This is a genomic window from Bacillus sp. FSL M7-1345 (genome assembly GCF_038006985.1).
Taxonomy (GTDB): domain Bacteria; phylum Bacillota; class Bacilli; order Bacillales; family Bacillaceae_G; genus Bacillus_A; species Bacillus_A cereus_U.
This window is the reverse complement of the sequence record NZ_JBBOWG010000001.1, coordinates 3,277,816-3,291,749: the sequence shown is the minus strand read 5'-3', so window position 1 is coordinate 3,291,749 and position 13,934 is coordinate 3,277,816. Positions and strand designations below refer to the sequence as shown.

The following is a 13,934-nucleotide window of genomic DNA, read 5'->3' as shown; positions in this document are numbered from 1 at the left end:
TTATTAATATATTAGATGTATTAATCGAAAATGAAAAGGGTGTCCAAAATGGAATTACGGCATTTGCAATATTTTGTTGTAGTGGCAGAGGAATTGCACTTTGGACGAGCGGCTGCTCGTCTACAAATGACACAACCACCGCTTAGTCAACAAATTCAGCAATTAGAAAAAGAAATGGGAGTTATGTTATTTTCAAGAACGAAGAGAAAGGTTGAATTAACAGAAGCGGGAGAAATGTTTTTAAAAGAAGTAAAAAAAGCATTTGAACAAATTGAAAAAGCAGTAGAAGTCGCACAAAGTGCTCAAAGGGGAGAAGTGGGATCACTTTCAATTGGTTTTGTAGGTGCGGCGATTTATGATATTTTACCGTCAATCGTCAGGGAGTATAGAAAGAAATTTCCAAGAGTGTCTGTTGCATTACATGAATTGTCAACACCGGATCAGGTGCATGCACTTCATGATAATCGAATTGATATTGGATTTTTACGTCCGCCAATTCCAACGCAATTACTTGAGTTAGAACCAATTCAAAAACTTTCGTGTACGTTATGTTTACCGAAGGCACATCCACTTGCTGAAAAGGACGAACTACATATCGAAGATTTAAGGGATGAACCTTTCGTATTTATTACGAGACCAGTATGGCCAGCGTTATACGATACAATTTTATCGCTTTGCCGCGATGTAGGTTTTAGTCCGCATATTGTACAAGAAGCAACGGAGTATCAAACTGTCATGGGGCTTGTAGCAGCAGGTATTGGAATTACAGTAATACCTGTATCCGCAAATAAATTGTATAAAACAGAAGTTGTATATAAAGAGTTATGTGATTCTAATTTTGTTGCAGAAATGTCAGTGGCTTATAAAAAAATGAATAACAATCCAGAGTTGTTAGAGTTTTTGAAAATTGCAAGAGAGAAGAAACGAATAGAAATAGGAGATGAGAAGGACGAGTAGTAATCGTGACGAAAAAGCGATTTAATTTATATATATAAAAGTACACCTTGTTAAAAAATAAAGAGGAAAGGCATTTGAGTTGCCTTTCCTCTTTATTTTTCTTTTTTTAGCTCGATACTAAATAGATAAACGTGTTCGTTTTCTTTTAAGAGTAACTCAATGCCTGGTTCTTCATCAATTTTAGGAACACTTAAAGTATCTTTACTTGTTTTTATTACAGCGGCTAAAATCGTTTTTTGATTGTATTTTACGTTTTTAGTAGATTGAATTGTAGTGGTTGCAGAACTATTTATGCTTGGAGGAGCTACTGCAGGAACAAGTGTTGAACCACCTTCGATATTAATGTACCATTGACCTTTTTCTTGTACATCTTTATCAAATTGGAAATATGGTGGTATGAAAGAAAGCCTTATTTTCTTTTCTAAAAAATGTGATGAAGCTATGTTAGCAATCTCTTTCACTTTTTTACCATTTTGATAATATTCAATCGTAGCATGTAGTTCATCTTTATTATTCTTGACTGTAACATCATAAAACATTCTATTTCCTTCTTGTATAGGAGTCATTTGTAAAATATCAGATTGTTCTTTTGTTAACTTGTATGGTTTAACAGTGGCGTCTTCGTTGTTTTTTAGTGGGCTACAACTAGTGAAAAGTAACAAAGAAAGAATAAACAGTAATTTTACACGCATATAACCCCTCCCTTTTTTTGTAATTATAGTATGTAAATAGTTTTATTTCTAGGACTAAAGGCTTAGTAAAGATTCCGATTGAAGTGCGATGTTTAAAATGTCATATTTTTATATACTAGTAGTATAGAATGCGTATGTTATGAAGTAAGGTAGGGGAAGGGATCTATGTCTTTATGTCGGTTAGCGAGAAAAAATATACAAACATTTGCTACCAAAAGGTTAAAACAATTTACGTGGATTGCTATGAATACAATGATTTGTTTTTTTATGATATCATTCCGATTCAATGAAGTTGTAACAAATAAAGCGGGATATACACTTATATTTGTAAAGTGGTTTTATGCTATGTTTCTATTTGTAGTTTTTGTATGTATTTTCATTACTTATAAAATGACAGCCTCTTTTTTACAGGTAAGAAGAGAGGAGTTTAAATCGTACGAAGTAGTGAATATGACGAGAAAGGAAATGTTATGTTTATTGTGTCATGAGCAATTATTAATTTACGGAGGAGCTTTCGTTTTCGGATTAATTCATGGTATGTTATTTTTGAAATTATTTATTATTATTTTTATGAAAGCAGTAGGAATCCAAGGAGTAACAAATGCACCGATTACGACGTATGCGATAATGGTAACAGCAGTTGTTATGATAACCGTCATTATAATATCAATGTGGCAATGTTGTAGGTTTATACAAAGGTTAAAGGGTGAAAAGTCATATGAAACAAGGAAAAAGGCATGAGAAATCATGGCTTTTTCTTCATTTTACACATGTTATTAATCATGATACAGTGGGAAGAACTGAAAAAAAGAGTTAAGAAGAAAGGTTGTATGGAATGATAAATGAGCAAGCAATCGTAAAAGTTGATCGATTAACAAAGCGAATTGGTTCAAAGACGTTAGTAGAAAATATTAGTTTTGAAGTGAAAAAAGGTGAAGTAGTTGGCTTATTAGGACCAAATGGTGCTGGAAAAACGACATTAATGCGAATGATGGTCGGAATGATTCGTATGACAGAAGGAGAAGTATGGATTGATGGTCAATCTGTAAAACAGCAATTTGAAAAAACTGCTGCGAAAATTGGCGCTGTAATTGAGACACCAGAATTCTATCCTTTCTTAAGCGGCTATGAAAATTTAACATATTTCGGACGAATGAATGGAAATGTAACTGAAGAGCGTATCGATGAAGTTGTGCGACTATTAGGAATGGGACAAGTGATTGACCGTAAAGTAAAAGCATATTCACTCGGTATGAGACAACGTTTAGGAATTGCTCAGGCACTTATACATAATCCAGATGTATTAATACTAGACGAACCAACGAACGGATTAGATCCTAGTGGTATACATGAAATGCGGATGTACATAAAGAAAATTGCACATGAACAAGGGAAAGCTGTTCTTGTCTCTAGTCACTTACTCTCAGAAGTTGAATTAATGTGTGACAGGGTTATTATTATTCAGCACGGAGAATATGTCGCAACACAAAATATTCAAAATGATCAAAAGGAAGAAACAGAAGAAATACATATCCGTGTAGATGATGCGAATAAAGCGGCAGAGGTTTTAGAATACGATGTTTTAGTAAAAGAAAACGAATTAATTATAAACGTGAAAGATGAAGAAATTCCAAATATTCTTCGTACATTGATGGAGAAAAATATTCAAGTTTATCGTGTATATGAAGAAAGAAAAACGCTAGAAGAGCAGTTTTTAGAATTAACAGGGGGAAAAGATATTGTTTAATTTAGTTTATAACGAGCTGTATAAAATATTTAAGCGAAAGCGAACGATTATTCCTTTTGCAGCTATTGCGGTATTAATTATTGGGTTAGGATGGGTTACGGTAAAGTATTTAGAGCCAGAAACAAAAGGGTGGAAAGCGGATTATACAGAACGCACTGTAGAAATTGAGAAAAAGCTCGGCATGAAAAAAGAGGATATTTTAACAGAAAAGTCAGGAGACGAGCTTGTAAAGGAATACCAGCTTAAAATGAAGCATTTAGATACGAATACAGCGCCAGCAAGTAGTTCTCCACTTTCTTTCATGAGAGATACTGGTTTTATTGTTTTTCCTATTTTACTTCCGTTTATTCTCGTATATGCGAGTACAATTTTTGCGAATGAATATAGCTGGGGAACATATAAATTTTTAACGATTCGTCCGGCGAGTCGATTTAAAATTTTAACATCTAAGTTTTTGGCAATCGTTATATTTTCGGCATTATTATTTATATTTAATATGATTTTTTCCGTATTATGTGGGCTAATTATTTATAAATTCCAACAACCAGCTTGGACTGAATTTGTCGTTCAAAACGGAAATATAATAAAACAAAATATTTTCGTAGAAGCAAGTAAATATTATATTTTATCGTGGCTACCAACTCTGGTGTATGCTGCATTTGCATTTATGATTTCTGTTTTAACGAGATCGAGCGGAGGTGCAATCGGGATTTCTCTATTTCTTGCATTATCAGGGGGAATAGCGCTAATTCCGGCAGCAAGATATGAATGGGCGAAATATTTATTACCAGCGAATACAGATTTATATGGGCTTTCAAAGGGCGGGAGCTTTATTGATGGAGTAACATTCCCATTCGCTTCTTGTATGCTTCTTCTATACTTAGCTGTATTTTTAGGGGTGTCCTATACTGTATTTGTAAAACGAGATTTAACAGCATAAGCAAAAGCAAAAGCCGTTAAGGGTAACTTAACGGCTTTTTGTTTGTGATAATTGATGAATAGCTTCTTCGGCTAATAAGGCGAAATACTCCGCGCTAATAGGTAATGCTTCTTCATCTACTGTAAAAGCTGGATGATGCCATTCATGTGTACCGCTTGTTCCCATAAAGACGAATGAACCTGGTATTTCTTGTTGGTAAAAAGAAAAGTCTTCTCCTGCCATTGATGGTGTAGGAGAGATAACGTTTAGATTCATTTTCTCTGCAATCTGAATAGAAAAATCAGTGAGTACTTTATCGTTTTGAACAGCAGGAGGACCTGGGTAAAATCGAAATTCTGTTTTTACACCTAGTGCATCAGAAATGCCTTTAATGATACGTTCCATTAATGCCGGAATCTTTTCACGTGTTTTAGCTTGGAATGTACGGACAGTTCCTTCTAATATTGCTTTTTCGGGAATAACGTTCCACGTATTCCCTGAATGAATGTTTGTTACACTTACGACAGCGTTATGAGAAGAACTAATATTTCGGCTTACAATTGTTTGAAGTGCCATAACGATTTGAGATGATGCAACGATAGGATCGACGCCGGCATCAGGCACAGCTGCATGTGTTCCAACACCATGAATTTCAATTTCAAATCGATCTACTCCAGCCATTAGTGGACCGTCTTTAATACCGATTGTACCTACTGGTAAATCGGGCTTATTATGCATACCAAAAACGGCTTGCACATTCTTTAAATGTCCAGCTTCAACAACTTTACATGCTCCGTTTCCACTTTCTTCAGCAGCTTGGAATATAAAACGCACAGTTCCGTTAAGAGAAGCTTCTTTTTCTTTTAATAAGTAAGCCGCACCCAATATAGCAGCTGTATGAAAATCATGCCCACAAGCATGCATTTTACCTTGTATTTTTGAAGTGTATGGAAGGTCTGTTTCTTCTTGGATAGGAAGGGCATCGATATCAGCACGAAGCGCTACCACCGGTCCGTTTTTATTACCAGAAATTTCAGCGATAATTCCTGTTTCTAAACTGGAATCAATAATAGTAATATTAGCTTCTTTTAACCAATTTTTTATTGCTTTTGTTGTTTCAAATTCTTCGTACGATAGTTCTGGGTATTCGTGTAAATGGCGACGAATAGAAATAAGTTTTTCTGTTAATTGATTTGGAATGGATGCCACTTATTATCCCCTCTTTCTTAAGTGAAATATTTGTATTAATTATATAACACAATAATAAAAGAGAGGATTTTCAAATGAAAATCCTCTCTCGTTTATGCTGCAACTTTTTTATGAGTATGCTGTTTTTTATAACGTCCACGCATTGCATATGCAATTTGCGGGATTGCAATACCGATTAAAATAAGTGATACACCGACCCATTGTGAAGATAGTACAGCTTCTTTTAAAACGAATACAGACATAATTGTTGTAACTGGCAGTTCTGCTGCACCAAGAATAGTTGCTAAGCCAGATCCGATTTTTGGAATACCGATTGTAAAGGCAATGGACGGAATAACGATACTAAATATTCCTAATCCTAAGCCGTATTTCCAAAGGCCTTGAGAAATTGCTCCGTTAAAAATAAATGTTGGCGGGAATACAATCATGACTAAAGTTAAAGCGCCAGCCATTAAAAGGACACCGCGTGGTAACGAAGGTACTTCAACGGCAACTTTACCACTTACGAAAATGTATGTTGCAAATGTAATAGCAGATAATAAGCCTAAAATGATTCCAGTCGTATCGAAATCACCAGCTGATGTTTCTAATAACCCACTTGATAAAAATGTACCTGCAAGTAAGAAGATTACTGAAATAACTTTTTCTCTTGAAGGTAATGTTTTCGTTGTAATTGCTTCAATAATAATTCCAACCCAAACGAATTGGAATAAAAGTATAATTGCAATAGAAGCTGGTACAGTTTTTAAAGAAGCGTAATAAAAAATTCCAGTAAAACTTGCAGACGTACCTGCGACGAATAAAATTAACATTTGTTTTAGTGGAACACGATGTCTAGAAAATAGAAGTGTAATAGCAAGTAAAATAATCCAACCGAACAAATACTGGCTACCAATTACCTCTCCAAGTGAAAATCCTTCTGCATATGCAAGTTTAACAAAAATAGCTAAAACCCCATAACTACACGCTCCTAATAAAACTAAAAGAGAATAACGAAGCATGAAAAATTCCTCCCATCTATATGAAATTGTTCCGTAACGGACATATATAACTAGAGGGAAGTATACAAAATTAAAAATGAAGGGTCAAATGAAAGAAAAGTGCGAAATTTTATAGAATAATAATAAAAGTATGATATTTATGCATAATCTTGAAATTAATAATAATTAAAGTATTGTAAAATCAGCTTTACATTGTATAAAGACAGCATTTGAAAAAATTTTTTAGGCTTAATATGTGTGAAGTTAATTGTAATGTGCTAATGATTTGAGAAACTGTGGAACCTTTGTTATGTTAGTAACAATTAGAAAGAGTTTCATAATTCAATTGAGATTTTTCTATATAATAGAAGGAAATGAAAACGTTTTATTAGAAACTGTGTGGAAGGGTAGTTTTTCTTATTGTCACGTTGGAAAAGTGAATTCATGAAATGTCCATAGTATTTTCAATTGTTTTTGCTACAATATGGAGGAGGAGAGGAGTGGAATAATGCAAGATATTAGTATTTTTTTAGCGTTTGGAGCTGGGTTCTTATCATTTATATCCCCATGTTGCTTACCGCTTTATCCGGCATTTTTATCATACATAACAGGTATGTCGGTTTCTGAATTGAAAGAAGAAAATGCAATGCTTCGCAAAAGAAGTATGATACATACAGCGTTTTTCTTACTTGGATTTTCGATTATATTTATCGCAATTGGATTTGGTACAAGTTTTATCGGAGGAATTTTTACGGATTATAAAGATTTAATTAGACAGCTAGGTGGTATATTTATCATCGTGTTCGGTCTTATTATTGTCGGTGTATTTAAGCCGAAGTTTTTAATGCAAGATCGTAAATTTACTTTTAAAAACCGTCCGAGTGGTTATTTTGGTTCAGTTCTAATTGGATTAGCATTTGCCGCTGGATGGACACCTTGTACGGGGCCTATATTAGTGTCTGTAATTGGATTAGCTGCAACAAATCCAGAATCGGCAATGATTTATATGATTGCTTACATACTTGGATTTGCGATTCCCTTTTTCGTACTTTCATTCTTTATTACGAAAATGTCTTGGATTAAAAGAAATAGTATGGCGTTCATGAAAGTCGGAGGATACATAATGATCGTTATGGGGATCTTCCTATACTTTAATTGGATGACGAAAATTATCGTATATTTCTCAAGTTTATTTGGTGGATTTACCGGTTTTTAGTATTATTCTGTGAAAATGTTGGAAATACTAACGGAAAAGCATATAATGAAATTATATTTTGCATATAGCCACAAAAAAGGATGAGAAAATATGAACATAGTTTTGTTATCAAGTATCGTTGCTGTTTGTATGGCTGTCGGTGCGATGTTTATTCGTTTAAAAGCAGCTAAGAAACCTGCAACATTGAAAAAAATTATACTCCCACCGTTTTTTATGAGCACAGGAGCATTGATGTATGTTTTTCCAGATTTTCGATTAACTCCAGCAGAAATGTTAGAAGCGATTGTCGTTGGTCTATTTTTCTCCATTTTTCTTATTAAAACATCTAAATTTGAAATACGCGGACAAGAGATTTATTTGAAGCGTTCAAAAGCATTTGTATTTATTTTAATTGGATTACTTGTAGTGCGTATCGTGTTTAAAACATACTTAAGCCAATCTCTTGATTTAGGACAACTTAGCGGTATGTTCTTCTTACTTGCGTTTGCAATGATTGTTTCATGGAGAATTGCAATGTACCGTTCCTTTACGAAATTACAGAAGGAAATGGAAAAAGAAGATGGTTTTTATAATGAGAAAGATATGAAACTAACTTAAAACTGTATATGTATAAAATAAAAAATACAGCGTCTTTGACGCTGTATTTTTTATTGGTATTGTTAGCACCTTCTGTCCCAACCACGACGTATAAAACGTAACTTGTCGAAAATAGGGAAATAAAAAATGAAGATTATTTTGCAAGTAAAGTTTTATAATTCGAATAATCAATCTCTTTTTCTTGCAATTTTTTAACTAAAAATTTATGATCACGCTTTGGTGTGGCAATAATATATCCTTTAATAATTAAATCTTGTGTAATTTGGGAGGCATTTTCTTGTAAGGCAAGCTCTCCAATTTTGCCAGCAATTTTTGATTTAGCAACATCGCGAAATAGTTCTGGAACAGGACTTACGAGCTCTTCTAACAATTGTTTTTGCTCGTCAGCCCATAAATGTCTCGTTTTATTTATGTAGTGTGCTTCCCAATCTAAAATAGACATACCGTCTTCTTTTGGTAATCGTTTTAAAAATTTTCTGAACATAAAGTATCCACCGATAGACATAAGCCCTAATAAAATGACAGTCCATAATACAATGAACCAACTGAACCATCCTTCGAGCAAGCGTACCCCCCCTTAATGATTGTGGTTTTCTTTTATTCATATTATAAACAGTGAGATTCATAGAAAGCAAGAACGCTTGGTCATTTTGACCAAGCGTTGTGATTTAAACGAAGTATAGTTGTTCAACGCGTAAAATATCATTGTCATCTTCTACGTATTCAATGATAAGTGTGCCAACTTTACGATCTTTATCTTCGGTTGTGAAAATAGAGTAAGAAGTAAAACGTGTTGTTGATAGGCCGCTTATATGTGTAGGTAAAGAAATGTAGTTGTTATCGCGGAAGAATTCCATCAGTTCGATATCTTCAAATTCTTTTCGGTCAACTTGTTTATTTGTATAGCGGCGTTGAAGTTGTTTTAAAGATTCATTCCAAGAAATTGCTTTTGTGTCGTATACCATTGTTCTATCCCCTTACTGTATGTAATCATTAAGAACATACGTTCCATGTTAGTATACTCTTTTTATAAGAAAAGTGGAAGCAAAAAATAATGTAAGCTTGGATTTCCAAGCTTACATTATTTATGCGTCCGTCATAGTCTCTATTTTTTATTATAAGTTAGATAAGAATAAGAAACAAGCTAGTATATATTTTGTTGATAGTTTTTAAAATTCTGTATATTATTTATGTATGTATTACAGTGTAAGGGAATGAGAAGGATGGCATACGTAATTTCACTCCAAGGACCGATGGCAAGTGGAAAAACAACATTGGCAAAAAGGTTAGAGCAATATGGGCTTTCAATTATATATGAAAATCCATATCCAATTGTAGAAAAAAGAAAAGAATTGTATTTAGATATGAACTCAAAAGAGGGGTTTATTACAAATCAAAAAATGTTTATTGAAGCAAAAATAAAAGAGTTTCAAAATGTGAAAAGTTCAGTCATAATTTTTGATCGCGGACCAGAAGATATTGAATTTTATACACTTTTTTATCCGAAGATGATAGGGAAAGAGTGGGATATAGAAACAGAATTAAAAGATGAATTGTATAAATTAAGAGAATGTCGTTCAGATGCAATTTTTTATTTAGATGTTTCGAAAGAGAATTTGTATGATAGAAAAAATAATGATAGGGCAAGAAATCGAAGTACATTTGATGAACAATTTAAATTAGTAGAAATCGAAAAGAAATGGTATAAACAATTTCCTATAACTTATGTGAACACTAATGTACTAGCAGTGGACGAATTAGAGGCATATTTTATAGGGTGGCTAAAGGAGAAAGGACTATGAAAAAAATATTATTATTCGTATACCCAACATTTGCGGAGTTTGAAATTACGGTAGCAACGGCATTGCTGAAAAATAAATATGAGATTATTACAGCGGGTGTAACGAAAGAAATGGTTATAAGTGAAACGGGCTTGCAAGTACAACCGCACATAGAATTAAATGAAGTGCGTGTGGAAGAGTATGAGGGGATTCTTATTCCAGGTGGAGATGAAATACATATGAAAGAGGCAGAACTGCTTTTTTCAGTTATTCGTCAATTCTCTGAACAAGAAAAATTAGTGGCAGCGATTTGTGCTGGACCGTATGCGTTAGCAAGAGCAGGTTTATTTAAAGAAATTTCTTATACAGCGACCATAGATTATCAAAAATTAGATTGTTTTCCAGTAGAAAATTTTGTGTATGAAGAAGTTGTACAGCACGCAAATATTATTACAGCACAAGGACATGCATTTGTACCATTTGGAATAGCGATTGCCTCTTATTTTGGGGTAGCGAATGAACATAATATAAATTTTTATAGTGGCAAGGGCAATATGATGATGGAGAATCTTTTACCGGAAAACGTGTAAAAGCTAGCGAATGCTAGCTTATTTCTTTTTACATCGATAAATTACTAACGTTTTCGGATCGCTCCATATACCGTCATGAATTGTTAATTCATTATCTATTTCTTTTTTTAGCCAGTCCTTCATTTCGGTGTGAAGGGACATATTATCAGGTATATTCAGCGACGGAAACATGCTAGAAATATAGTTAATGATTGGAGTGGCATGATGAAAAACAAGTGCATTATGAATAATTGTTTCTTCAACAGTTGAAAAAACAGAGTGTAATAGATCTTTACCATTTTCTAAACAAAATGGAGCTGCTGACGGTGATGTTTTTGGTAAATCAAATGCGACTAACATTTTGTTACACATTTCATCTATACGAGGTAATGAAACTTTAGAATTTGTTGTAGCTAAAAGTGCGCCGCCGGGACGAATTACTTTATGGAATCCTTGAATTGTTTTTTCGACATCTTTCATGTGGTATAACATATGCCTTGCGATTACCCAATCATAACAATTAGCTTCGAAAGGAAGTTTACTAGCATCACCCAGTTTCCATTCGATTATATTATTCTTTATTGTAGCTTCAGAAAGCATAGTTTCCGATTGATCAAAACCAGTTAGATGTCCTTTATGACCATTCGTTTGCAAAAGGGAAAGGAATTTTCCGTTAGCGCATCCGACCTCTAATATTTTTTCTTTCCCTTGAAGTTGTAAATGTTCAATGACGATTTCATCTACATTCACTCGTTTCTCTTCGAAATATGTATGCGTATCGATACGTGTTTGTAAATGGTTACTAACGTTGTATTGGCGTTTTACATCATTCATTTTTTCACATTCCACCTTTATGCAAAATTGCTGAATCGCATGTGTTAATACGTCTGTTTTATTTAAACTTTCGTAATGGAGTGCCGATTCAAACCTTGCAAGTAATTTTTCTTCAATTCGAAAATGAATATCCTTTCGCTTCGCCACTGAAATCTCGCCCCTTTGCATCTGTTAGTGAGACTATAGCACGTCTGAAAAAAATCTGTAAATAAATTGTGTACACAAGTACAAGTATGAGAGGGATAAAAAATTGCTTGAATAATATTTTAAACTATTGACGATTTAACCGTTTTCATATATTCTTAAATTAAGTAATATTCAAATAATTCAAAAGAAATGAGAGAGTCACATGCTTCTTCAAGGAACACATCGAATTGGTCGTATGGCTATGCTGTTGGCACTTGCGGATGAGAATGAAAGTCCCGTATTATCTATTCCAAAAGGTTGGAAATATTGTACTGGGAAAGTTGGTTCTATGAATTCGCAAAAAGTAGTAGCAGCAATGGAAACAGCGGCTAAGAGCAACCGAGTTATTGAAACAGATGTTTACAGAGAAACACATGCACTTTATCATGCAATTATGGAAGCTTTGTACGGAGTGACGAGAGGTCAAATTCAGTTAGCAGACGTTCTTCGTACAGTAGGACTTCGCTTTGCGATTGTGCGCGGTACACCATACGACGGAAAAAAAGAAGGCGAATGGGTTGCTGTTGCACTTTATGGAACGATTGGTGCACCTGTAAAAGGATCTGAGCATGAGGCGATTGGTTTAGGAATTAATCACATATGATTTGCCCATAGTCTATTAGTTAGAAGGGGGCCTTATTTTTTAGGACAGAAGTCTGTCTTAAAAAGATAAGGTCCCCTTTTGCCTTTATAAGGAGGAAAAAGAATGATTACGTTAACAGGACATACATTGACAGTTGAAGAAATGAAGAGGTTGTTACTTGAAGGTGAAGGTGTAACAGCTTGTCCAAATAGTATGCAAAAGGTAGCGGAGTGCCGCGAAGTAGTTGAGAAAATCGTAGAGGACGGAAAAGTCGTTTATGGTATTACAACTGGATTTGGAAAGTTTAGTGATGTACTTATTCAAAAAGATGATGTAAAGGCACTTCAGCATAATTTAATTCAGTCACATGCGTGCGGAATAGGCGATCCATTCCCGGAAGAAGTATCACGCGGTATGTTAATTTTACGAGCTAATACGATGTTAAAAGGAGTATCGGGTGTTAGACCACTTGTTGTAAATATGCTTCTTGAGTTTGTAAATCGTAAAATTCATCCAGTCGTTCCGCAACAAGGATCACTAGGAGCGAGCGGTGATTTAGCACCTTTATCTCATCTTGCTCTCGTTTTATTAGGTGAAGGTGAAGTGTTCTACAAAGGAAAACGAGTTCATGCGATGGTTGCTCTTACAGAAGAAGGACTTGAACCTATTGAACTTGAAGCAAAAGAAGGTCTTGCGTTAATCAATGGTACGCAGGCGATGACAGCGCAAGGGGTTCTTTCTTATATAGAAGCTGAAGCAAGTGCTTATCAATCAGAATTAATTGCATCGATGACAATGGAAGGATTACGCGGCATTATTGATGCATTCGATGAAAATGTTCATAAAGCGCGTGGTTATAAAGAGCAAGTGGAAGTGGCAAGCAGAATTCGTGATATTCTTCATGATAGTAAACTTGTGACAAAACAAGGAGAACTTCGTGTACAAGATGCATATTCACTTCGTTGTATCCCGCAAGTTCACGGTGCTTCTTGGCAAGTTTTAAATTATGTGAAAGAAAAATTAGAAATTGAAATGAATGCAGCAACAGATAATCCACTTATTTTTGATGGCGGGGAAAAAGTAATTTCTGGTGGTAATTTCCACGGACAACCAATTGCATTTGCAATGGACTTCTTAAAAGTAGGGATGGCGGAGCTTGCAAATATTTCAGAGCGCCGTATTGAACGCCTAGTAAATCCGCAATTAAATGACTTACCACCATTTTTAAGTCCAGAACCAGGACTTCAATCAGGTGCCATGATTATGCAATATGCAGCGGCTTCACTCGTTTCAGAAAATAAAACATTAGCTCATCCAGCGAGTGTAGATTCAATTCCGTCGTCAGCTAACCAAGAAGATCACGTAAGTATGGGAACAATCGCTTCACGTCATGCGCATCAAATTATTCAAAATGCAAGACGCGTTCTTGCAATTGAGATGATCTGTGCGATGCAAGCAGCAGAATATCGCGGGATTGAAAACATGAGTACAGTTACAAAAACGTTCTATCATCAAGGTCGTCAGCAAGTGCCTTCTATTACAAATGACCGTATATTCTCAACGGATATCGAAAATATCGCGCATTGGTTAAAAACGAACTATTCAATAAAGGAAAGATTGGATGTAAATGCAGCACTATAAAATGAGAAAAGGGAGAGATTGAA

At 34.6% G+C, this 13,934-nt stretch carries 17 protein-coding genes; 11 read left to right on the top strand and 6 right to left on the bottom strand.

Annotated elements, in window-relative coordinates:
- Positions 1-48: 48 nt before the first annotated feature.
- Positions 49-957 carry an acetoin biosynthesis transcriptional regulator AlsR gene (gene alsR / locus MHB76_RS17150; RefSeq protein ID WP_078174977.1) on the top strand — a complete coding sequence of 303 codons (909 nt, stop codon included), beginning with the start codon at positions 49-51 and terminating at the stop codon, positions 955-957.
- 92 nt (positions 958-1,049) lie between these two features.
- Here the strand turns inward: alsR and MHB76_RS17145 are convergent, their stop codons facing one another.
- Positions 1,050-1,649 carry a histidine kinase gene (locus MHB76_RS17145; protein WP_078174976.1) on the bottom strand — a complete coding sequence of 200 codons (600 nt, stop codon included), beginning with the start codon at positions 1,647-1,649 and terminating at the stop codon, positions 1,050-1,052.
- Between the two features lie 165 nt (positions 1,650-1,814).
- Here MHB76_RS17145 and MHB76_RS17140 point away from each other — a divergent pair, with 165 nt between their 5' ends.
- The 3 genes from MHB76_RS17140 to MHB76_RS17130 all read left to right on the top strand — a co-directional run bounded on the left by MHB76_RS17140 (position 1,815) and on the right by MHB76_RS17130 (position 4,336).
- Entirely contained in the window at positions 1,815-2,390 is a 576-nt protein-coding gene (locus MHB76_RS17140) for an FtsX-like permease family protein (protein ID WP_078174975.1), read from the top strand.
- Between the two features lie 94 nt (positions 2,391-2,484).
- Positions 2,485-3,396: an ABC transporter ATP-binding protein gene (locus MHB76_RS17135; RefSeq protein ID WP_002111191.1), complete on the top strand. Its 912-nt coding sequence runs from the start codon at positions 2,485-2,487 to the stop codon at positions 3,394-3,396.
- The gene (locus MHB76_RS17130; RefSeq protein ID WP_078174974.1) at positions 3,389-4,336 is read left to right on the top strand and encodes an ABC transporter permease; all 948 of its coding nucleotides are present in this window, start codon (positions 3,389-3,391) and stop codon (positions 4,334-4,336) included. The genes MHB76_RS17135 and MHB76_RS17130 overlap by 8 nt, the downstream gene beginning before the upstream one ends.
- 27 nt (positions 4,337-4,363) lie before the next feature.
- On the opposite strand, the gene MHB76_RS17125 is transcribed toward MHB76_RS17130, so the two are convergent.
- Both MHB76_RS17125 and MHB76_RS17120 read right to left on the bottom strand, forming a co-directional pair.
- Positions 4,364-5,524, bottom strand: coding sequence for a M20 peptidase aminoacylase family protein (locus MHB76_RS17125; RefSeq protein ID WP_002111189.1), 1,161 nt, complete (start codon positions 5,522-5,524; stop codon positions 4,364-4,366).
- A gap of 92 nt (positions 5,525-5,616) precedes the next feature.
- Entirely contained in the window at positions 5,617-6,525 is a 909-nt protein-coding gene (locus tag MHB76_RS17120) for an EamA family transporter (protein ID WP_002111188.1), read from the bottom strand.
- 319 nt (positions 6,526-6,844) lie between these two features.
- Here MHB76_RS17120 and MHB76_RS17115 point away from each other — a divergent pair, with 319 nt between their 5' ends.
- The 3 genes from MHB76_RS17115 to MHB76_RS17105 all read left to right on the top strand — a co-directional run bounded on the left by MHB76_RS17115 (position 6,845) and on the right by MHB76_RS17105 (position 8,317).
- Complete coding sequence (locus MHB76_RS17115; RefSeq protein ID WP_340988204.1) at positions 6,845-6,952, top strand: peptidase T; 108 nt, start codon at positions 6,845-6,847, stop codon at positions 6,950-6,952.
- Positions 6,953-7,012: 60 nt separating this feature from the next.
- A complete protein-coding gene (gene ccdA, locus MHB76_RS17110; RefSeq protein WP_001152675.1) occupies positions 7,013-7,720 on the top strand; it encodes a cytochrome c-type biogenesis protein CcdA in 708 nt (235 codons plus the stop codon).
- 90 nt (positions 7,721-7,810) lie between these two features.
- The gene (locus MHB76_RS17105) at positions 7,811-8,317 is read left to right on the top strand and encodes a CcdC family protein (protein WP_002111187.1); all 507 of its coding nucleotides are present in this window, start codon (positions 7,811-7,813) and stop codon (positions 8,315-8,317) included.
- Positions 8,318-8,450: 133 nt separating this feature from the next.
- Here MHB76_RS17105 and MHB76_RS17100 read toward each other — a convergent pair whose 3' ends face one another.
- The gene (locus MHB76_RS17100; RefSeq protein WP_002121475.1) at positions 8,451-8,882 is read right to left on the bottom strand and encodes a DUF2621 domain-containing protein; all 432 of its coding nucleotides are present in this window, start codon (positions 8,880-8,882) and stop codon (positions 8,451-8,453) included.
- A 103-nt stretch (positions 8,883-8,985) separates the two neighbouring features.
- On the bottom strand, positions 8,986-9,282 hold the full coding sequence (locus tag MHB76_RS17095) for a hypothetical protein (protein ID WP_002199653.1): 297 nt from the start codon (positions 9,280-9,282) through the stop codon (positions 8,986-8,988).
- A 258-nt stretch (positions 9,283-9,540) separates the two neighbouring features.
- Here MHB76_RS17095 and MHB76_RS17090 point away from each other — a divergent pair, with 258 nt between their 5' ends.
- Positions 9,541-10,119 carry an AAA family ATPase gene (locus MHB76_RS17090; RefSeq protein WP_078174972.1) on the top strand — a complete coding sequence of 193 codons (579 nt, stop codon included), beginning with the start codon at positions 9,541-9,543 and terminating at the stop codon, positions 10,117-10,119.
- Positions 10,116-10,688 (top strand): DJ-1/PfpI family protein, encoded by a 573-nt coding sequence (locus tag MHB76_RS17085; RefSeq protein WP_016105850.1) that lies wholly within the window; start codon positions 10,116-10,118, stop codon positions 10,686-10,688. Before MHB76_RS17090 ends, MHB76_RS17085 begins: the two co-directional genes overlap by 4 nt.
- Positions 10,689-10,706: 18 nt before the next feature.
- Here MHB76_RS17085 and MHB76_RS17080 read toward each other — a convergent pair whose 3' ends face one another.
- The gene (locus MHB76_RS17080) at positions 10,707-11,648 is read right to left on the bottom strand and encodes a class I SAM-dependent methyltransferase (RefSeq protein WP_016105849.1); all 942 of its coding nucleotides are present in this window, start codon (positions 11,646-11,648) and stop codon (positions 10,707-10,709) included.
- Positions 11,649-11,850: 202 nt separating this feature from the next.
- Here MHB76_RS17080 and hutP point away from each other — a divergent pair, with 202 nt between their 5' ends.
- Together hutP and hutH are read left to right on the top strand one after the other, a co-directional pair.
- Positions 11,851-12,291: a hut operon transcriptional regulator HutP gene (gene hutP, locus MHB76_RS17075; RefSeq protein ID WP_000926519.1), complete on the top strand. Its 441-nt coding sequence runs from the start codon at positions 11,851-11,853 to the stop codon at positions 12,289-12,291.
- 102 nt (positions 12,292-12,393) lie between these two features.
- Positions 12,394-13,911: a histidine ammonia-lyase gene (hutH, locus tag MHB76_RS17070; protein ID WP_002066582.1), complete on the top strand. Its 1,518-nt coding sequence runs from the start codon at positions 12,394-12,396 to the stop codon at positions 13,909-13,911.
- Positions 13,912-13,934: the final 23 nt, after the last annotated feature.

Excerpts from the sequence above, each read along its gene's own strand:
- alsR (WP_078174977.1), top strand. The coding sequence starts at position 49 with ATGGAATTACGGCATTTGCAATATTTTGTTGTAGTGGCAGAGGAATTG.
- MHB76_RS17105 (WP_002111187.1), top strand. The coding sequence starts at position 7,811 with ATGAACATAGTTTTGTTATCAAGTATCGTTGCTGTTTGTATGGCTGTC.
- MHB76_RS17140 (WP_078174975.1), top strand. The coding sequence starts at position 1,815 with ATGTCTTTATGTCGGTTAGCGAGAAAAAATATACAAACATTTGCTACC.
- MHB76_RS17085 (WP_016105850.1), top strand. The coding sequence starts at position 10,116 with ATGAAAAAAATATTATTATTCGTATACCCAACATTTGCGGAGTTTGAA.
- MHB76_RS17145 (WP_078174976.1), bottom strand. The coding sequence starts at position 1,649 with ATGCGTGTAAAATTACTGTTTATTCTTTCTTTGTTACTTTTCACTAGT.
- MHB76_RS17120 (WP_002111188.1), bottom strand. The coding sequence starts at position 6,525 with ATGCTTCGTTATTCTCTTTTAGTTTTATTAGGAGCGTGTAGTTATGGG.
- hutP (WP_000926519.1), top strand. The coding sequence starts at position 11,851 with ATGCTTCTTCAAGGAACACATCGAATTGGTCGTATGGCTATGCTGTTG.
- MHB76_RS17135 (WP_002111191.1), top strand. The coding sequence starts at position 2,485 with ATGATAAATGAGCAAGCAATCGTAAAAGTTGATCGATTAACAAAGCGA.
- MHB76_RS17090 (WP_078174972.1), top strand. The coding sequence starts at position 9,541 with ATGGCATACGTAATTTCACTCCAAGGACCGATGGCAAGTGGAAAAACA.
- MHB76_RS17095 (WP_002199653.1), bottom strand. The coding sequence starts at position 9,282 with ATGGTATACGACACAAAAGCAATTTCTTGGAATGAATCTTTAAAACAA.
- ccdA (WP_001152675.1), top strand. The coding sequence starts at position 7,013 with ATGCAAGATATTAGTATTTTTTTAGCGTTTGGAGCTGGGTTCTTATCA.
- hutH (WP_002066582.1), top strand. The coding sequence starts at position 12,394 with ATGATTACGTTAACAGGACATACATTGACAGTTGAAGAAATGAAGAGG.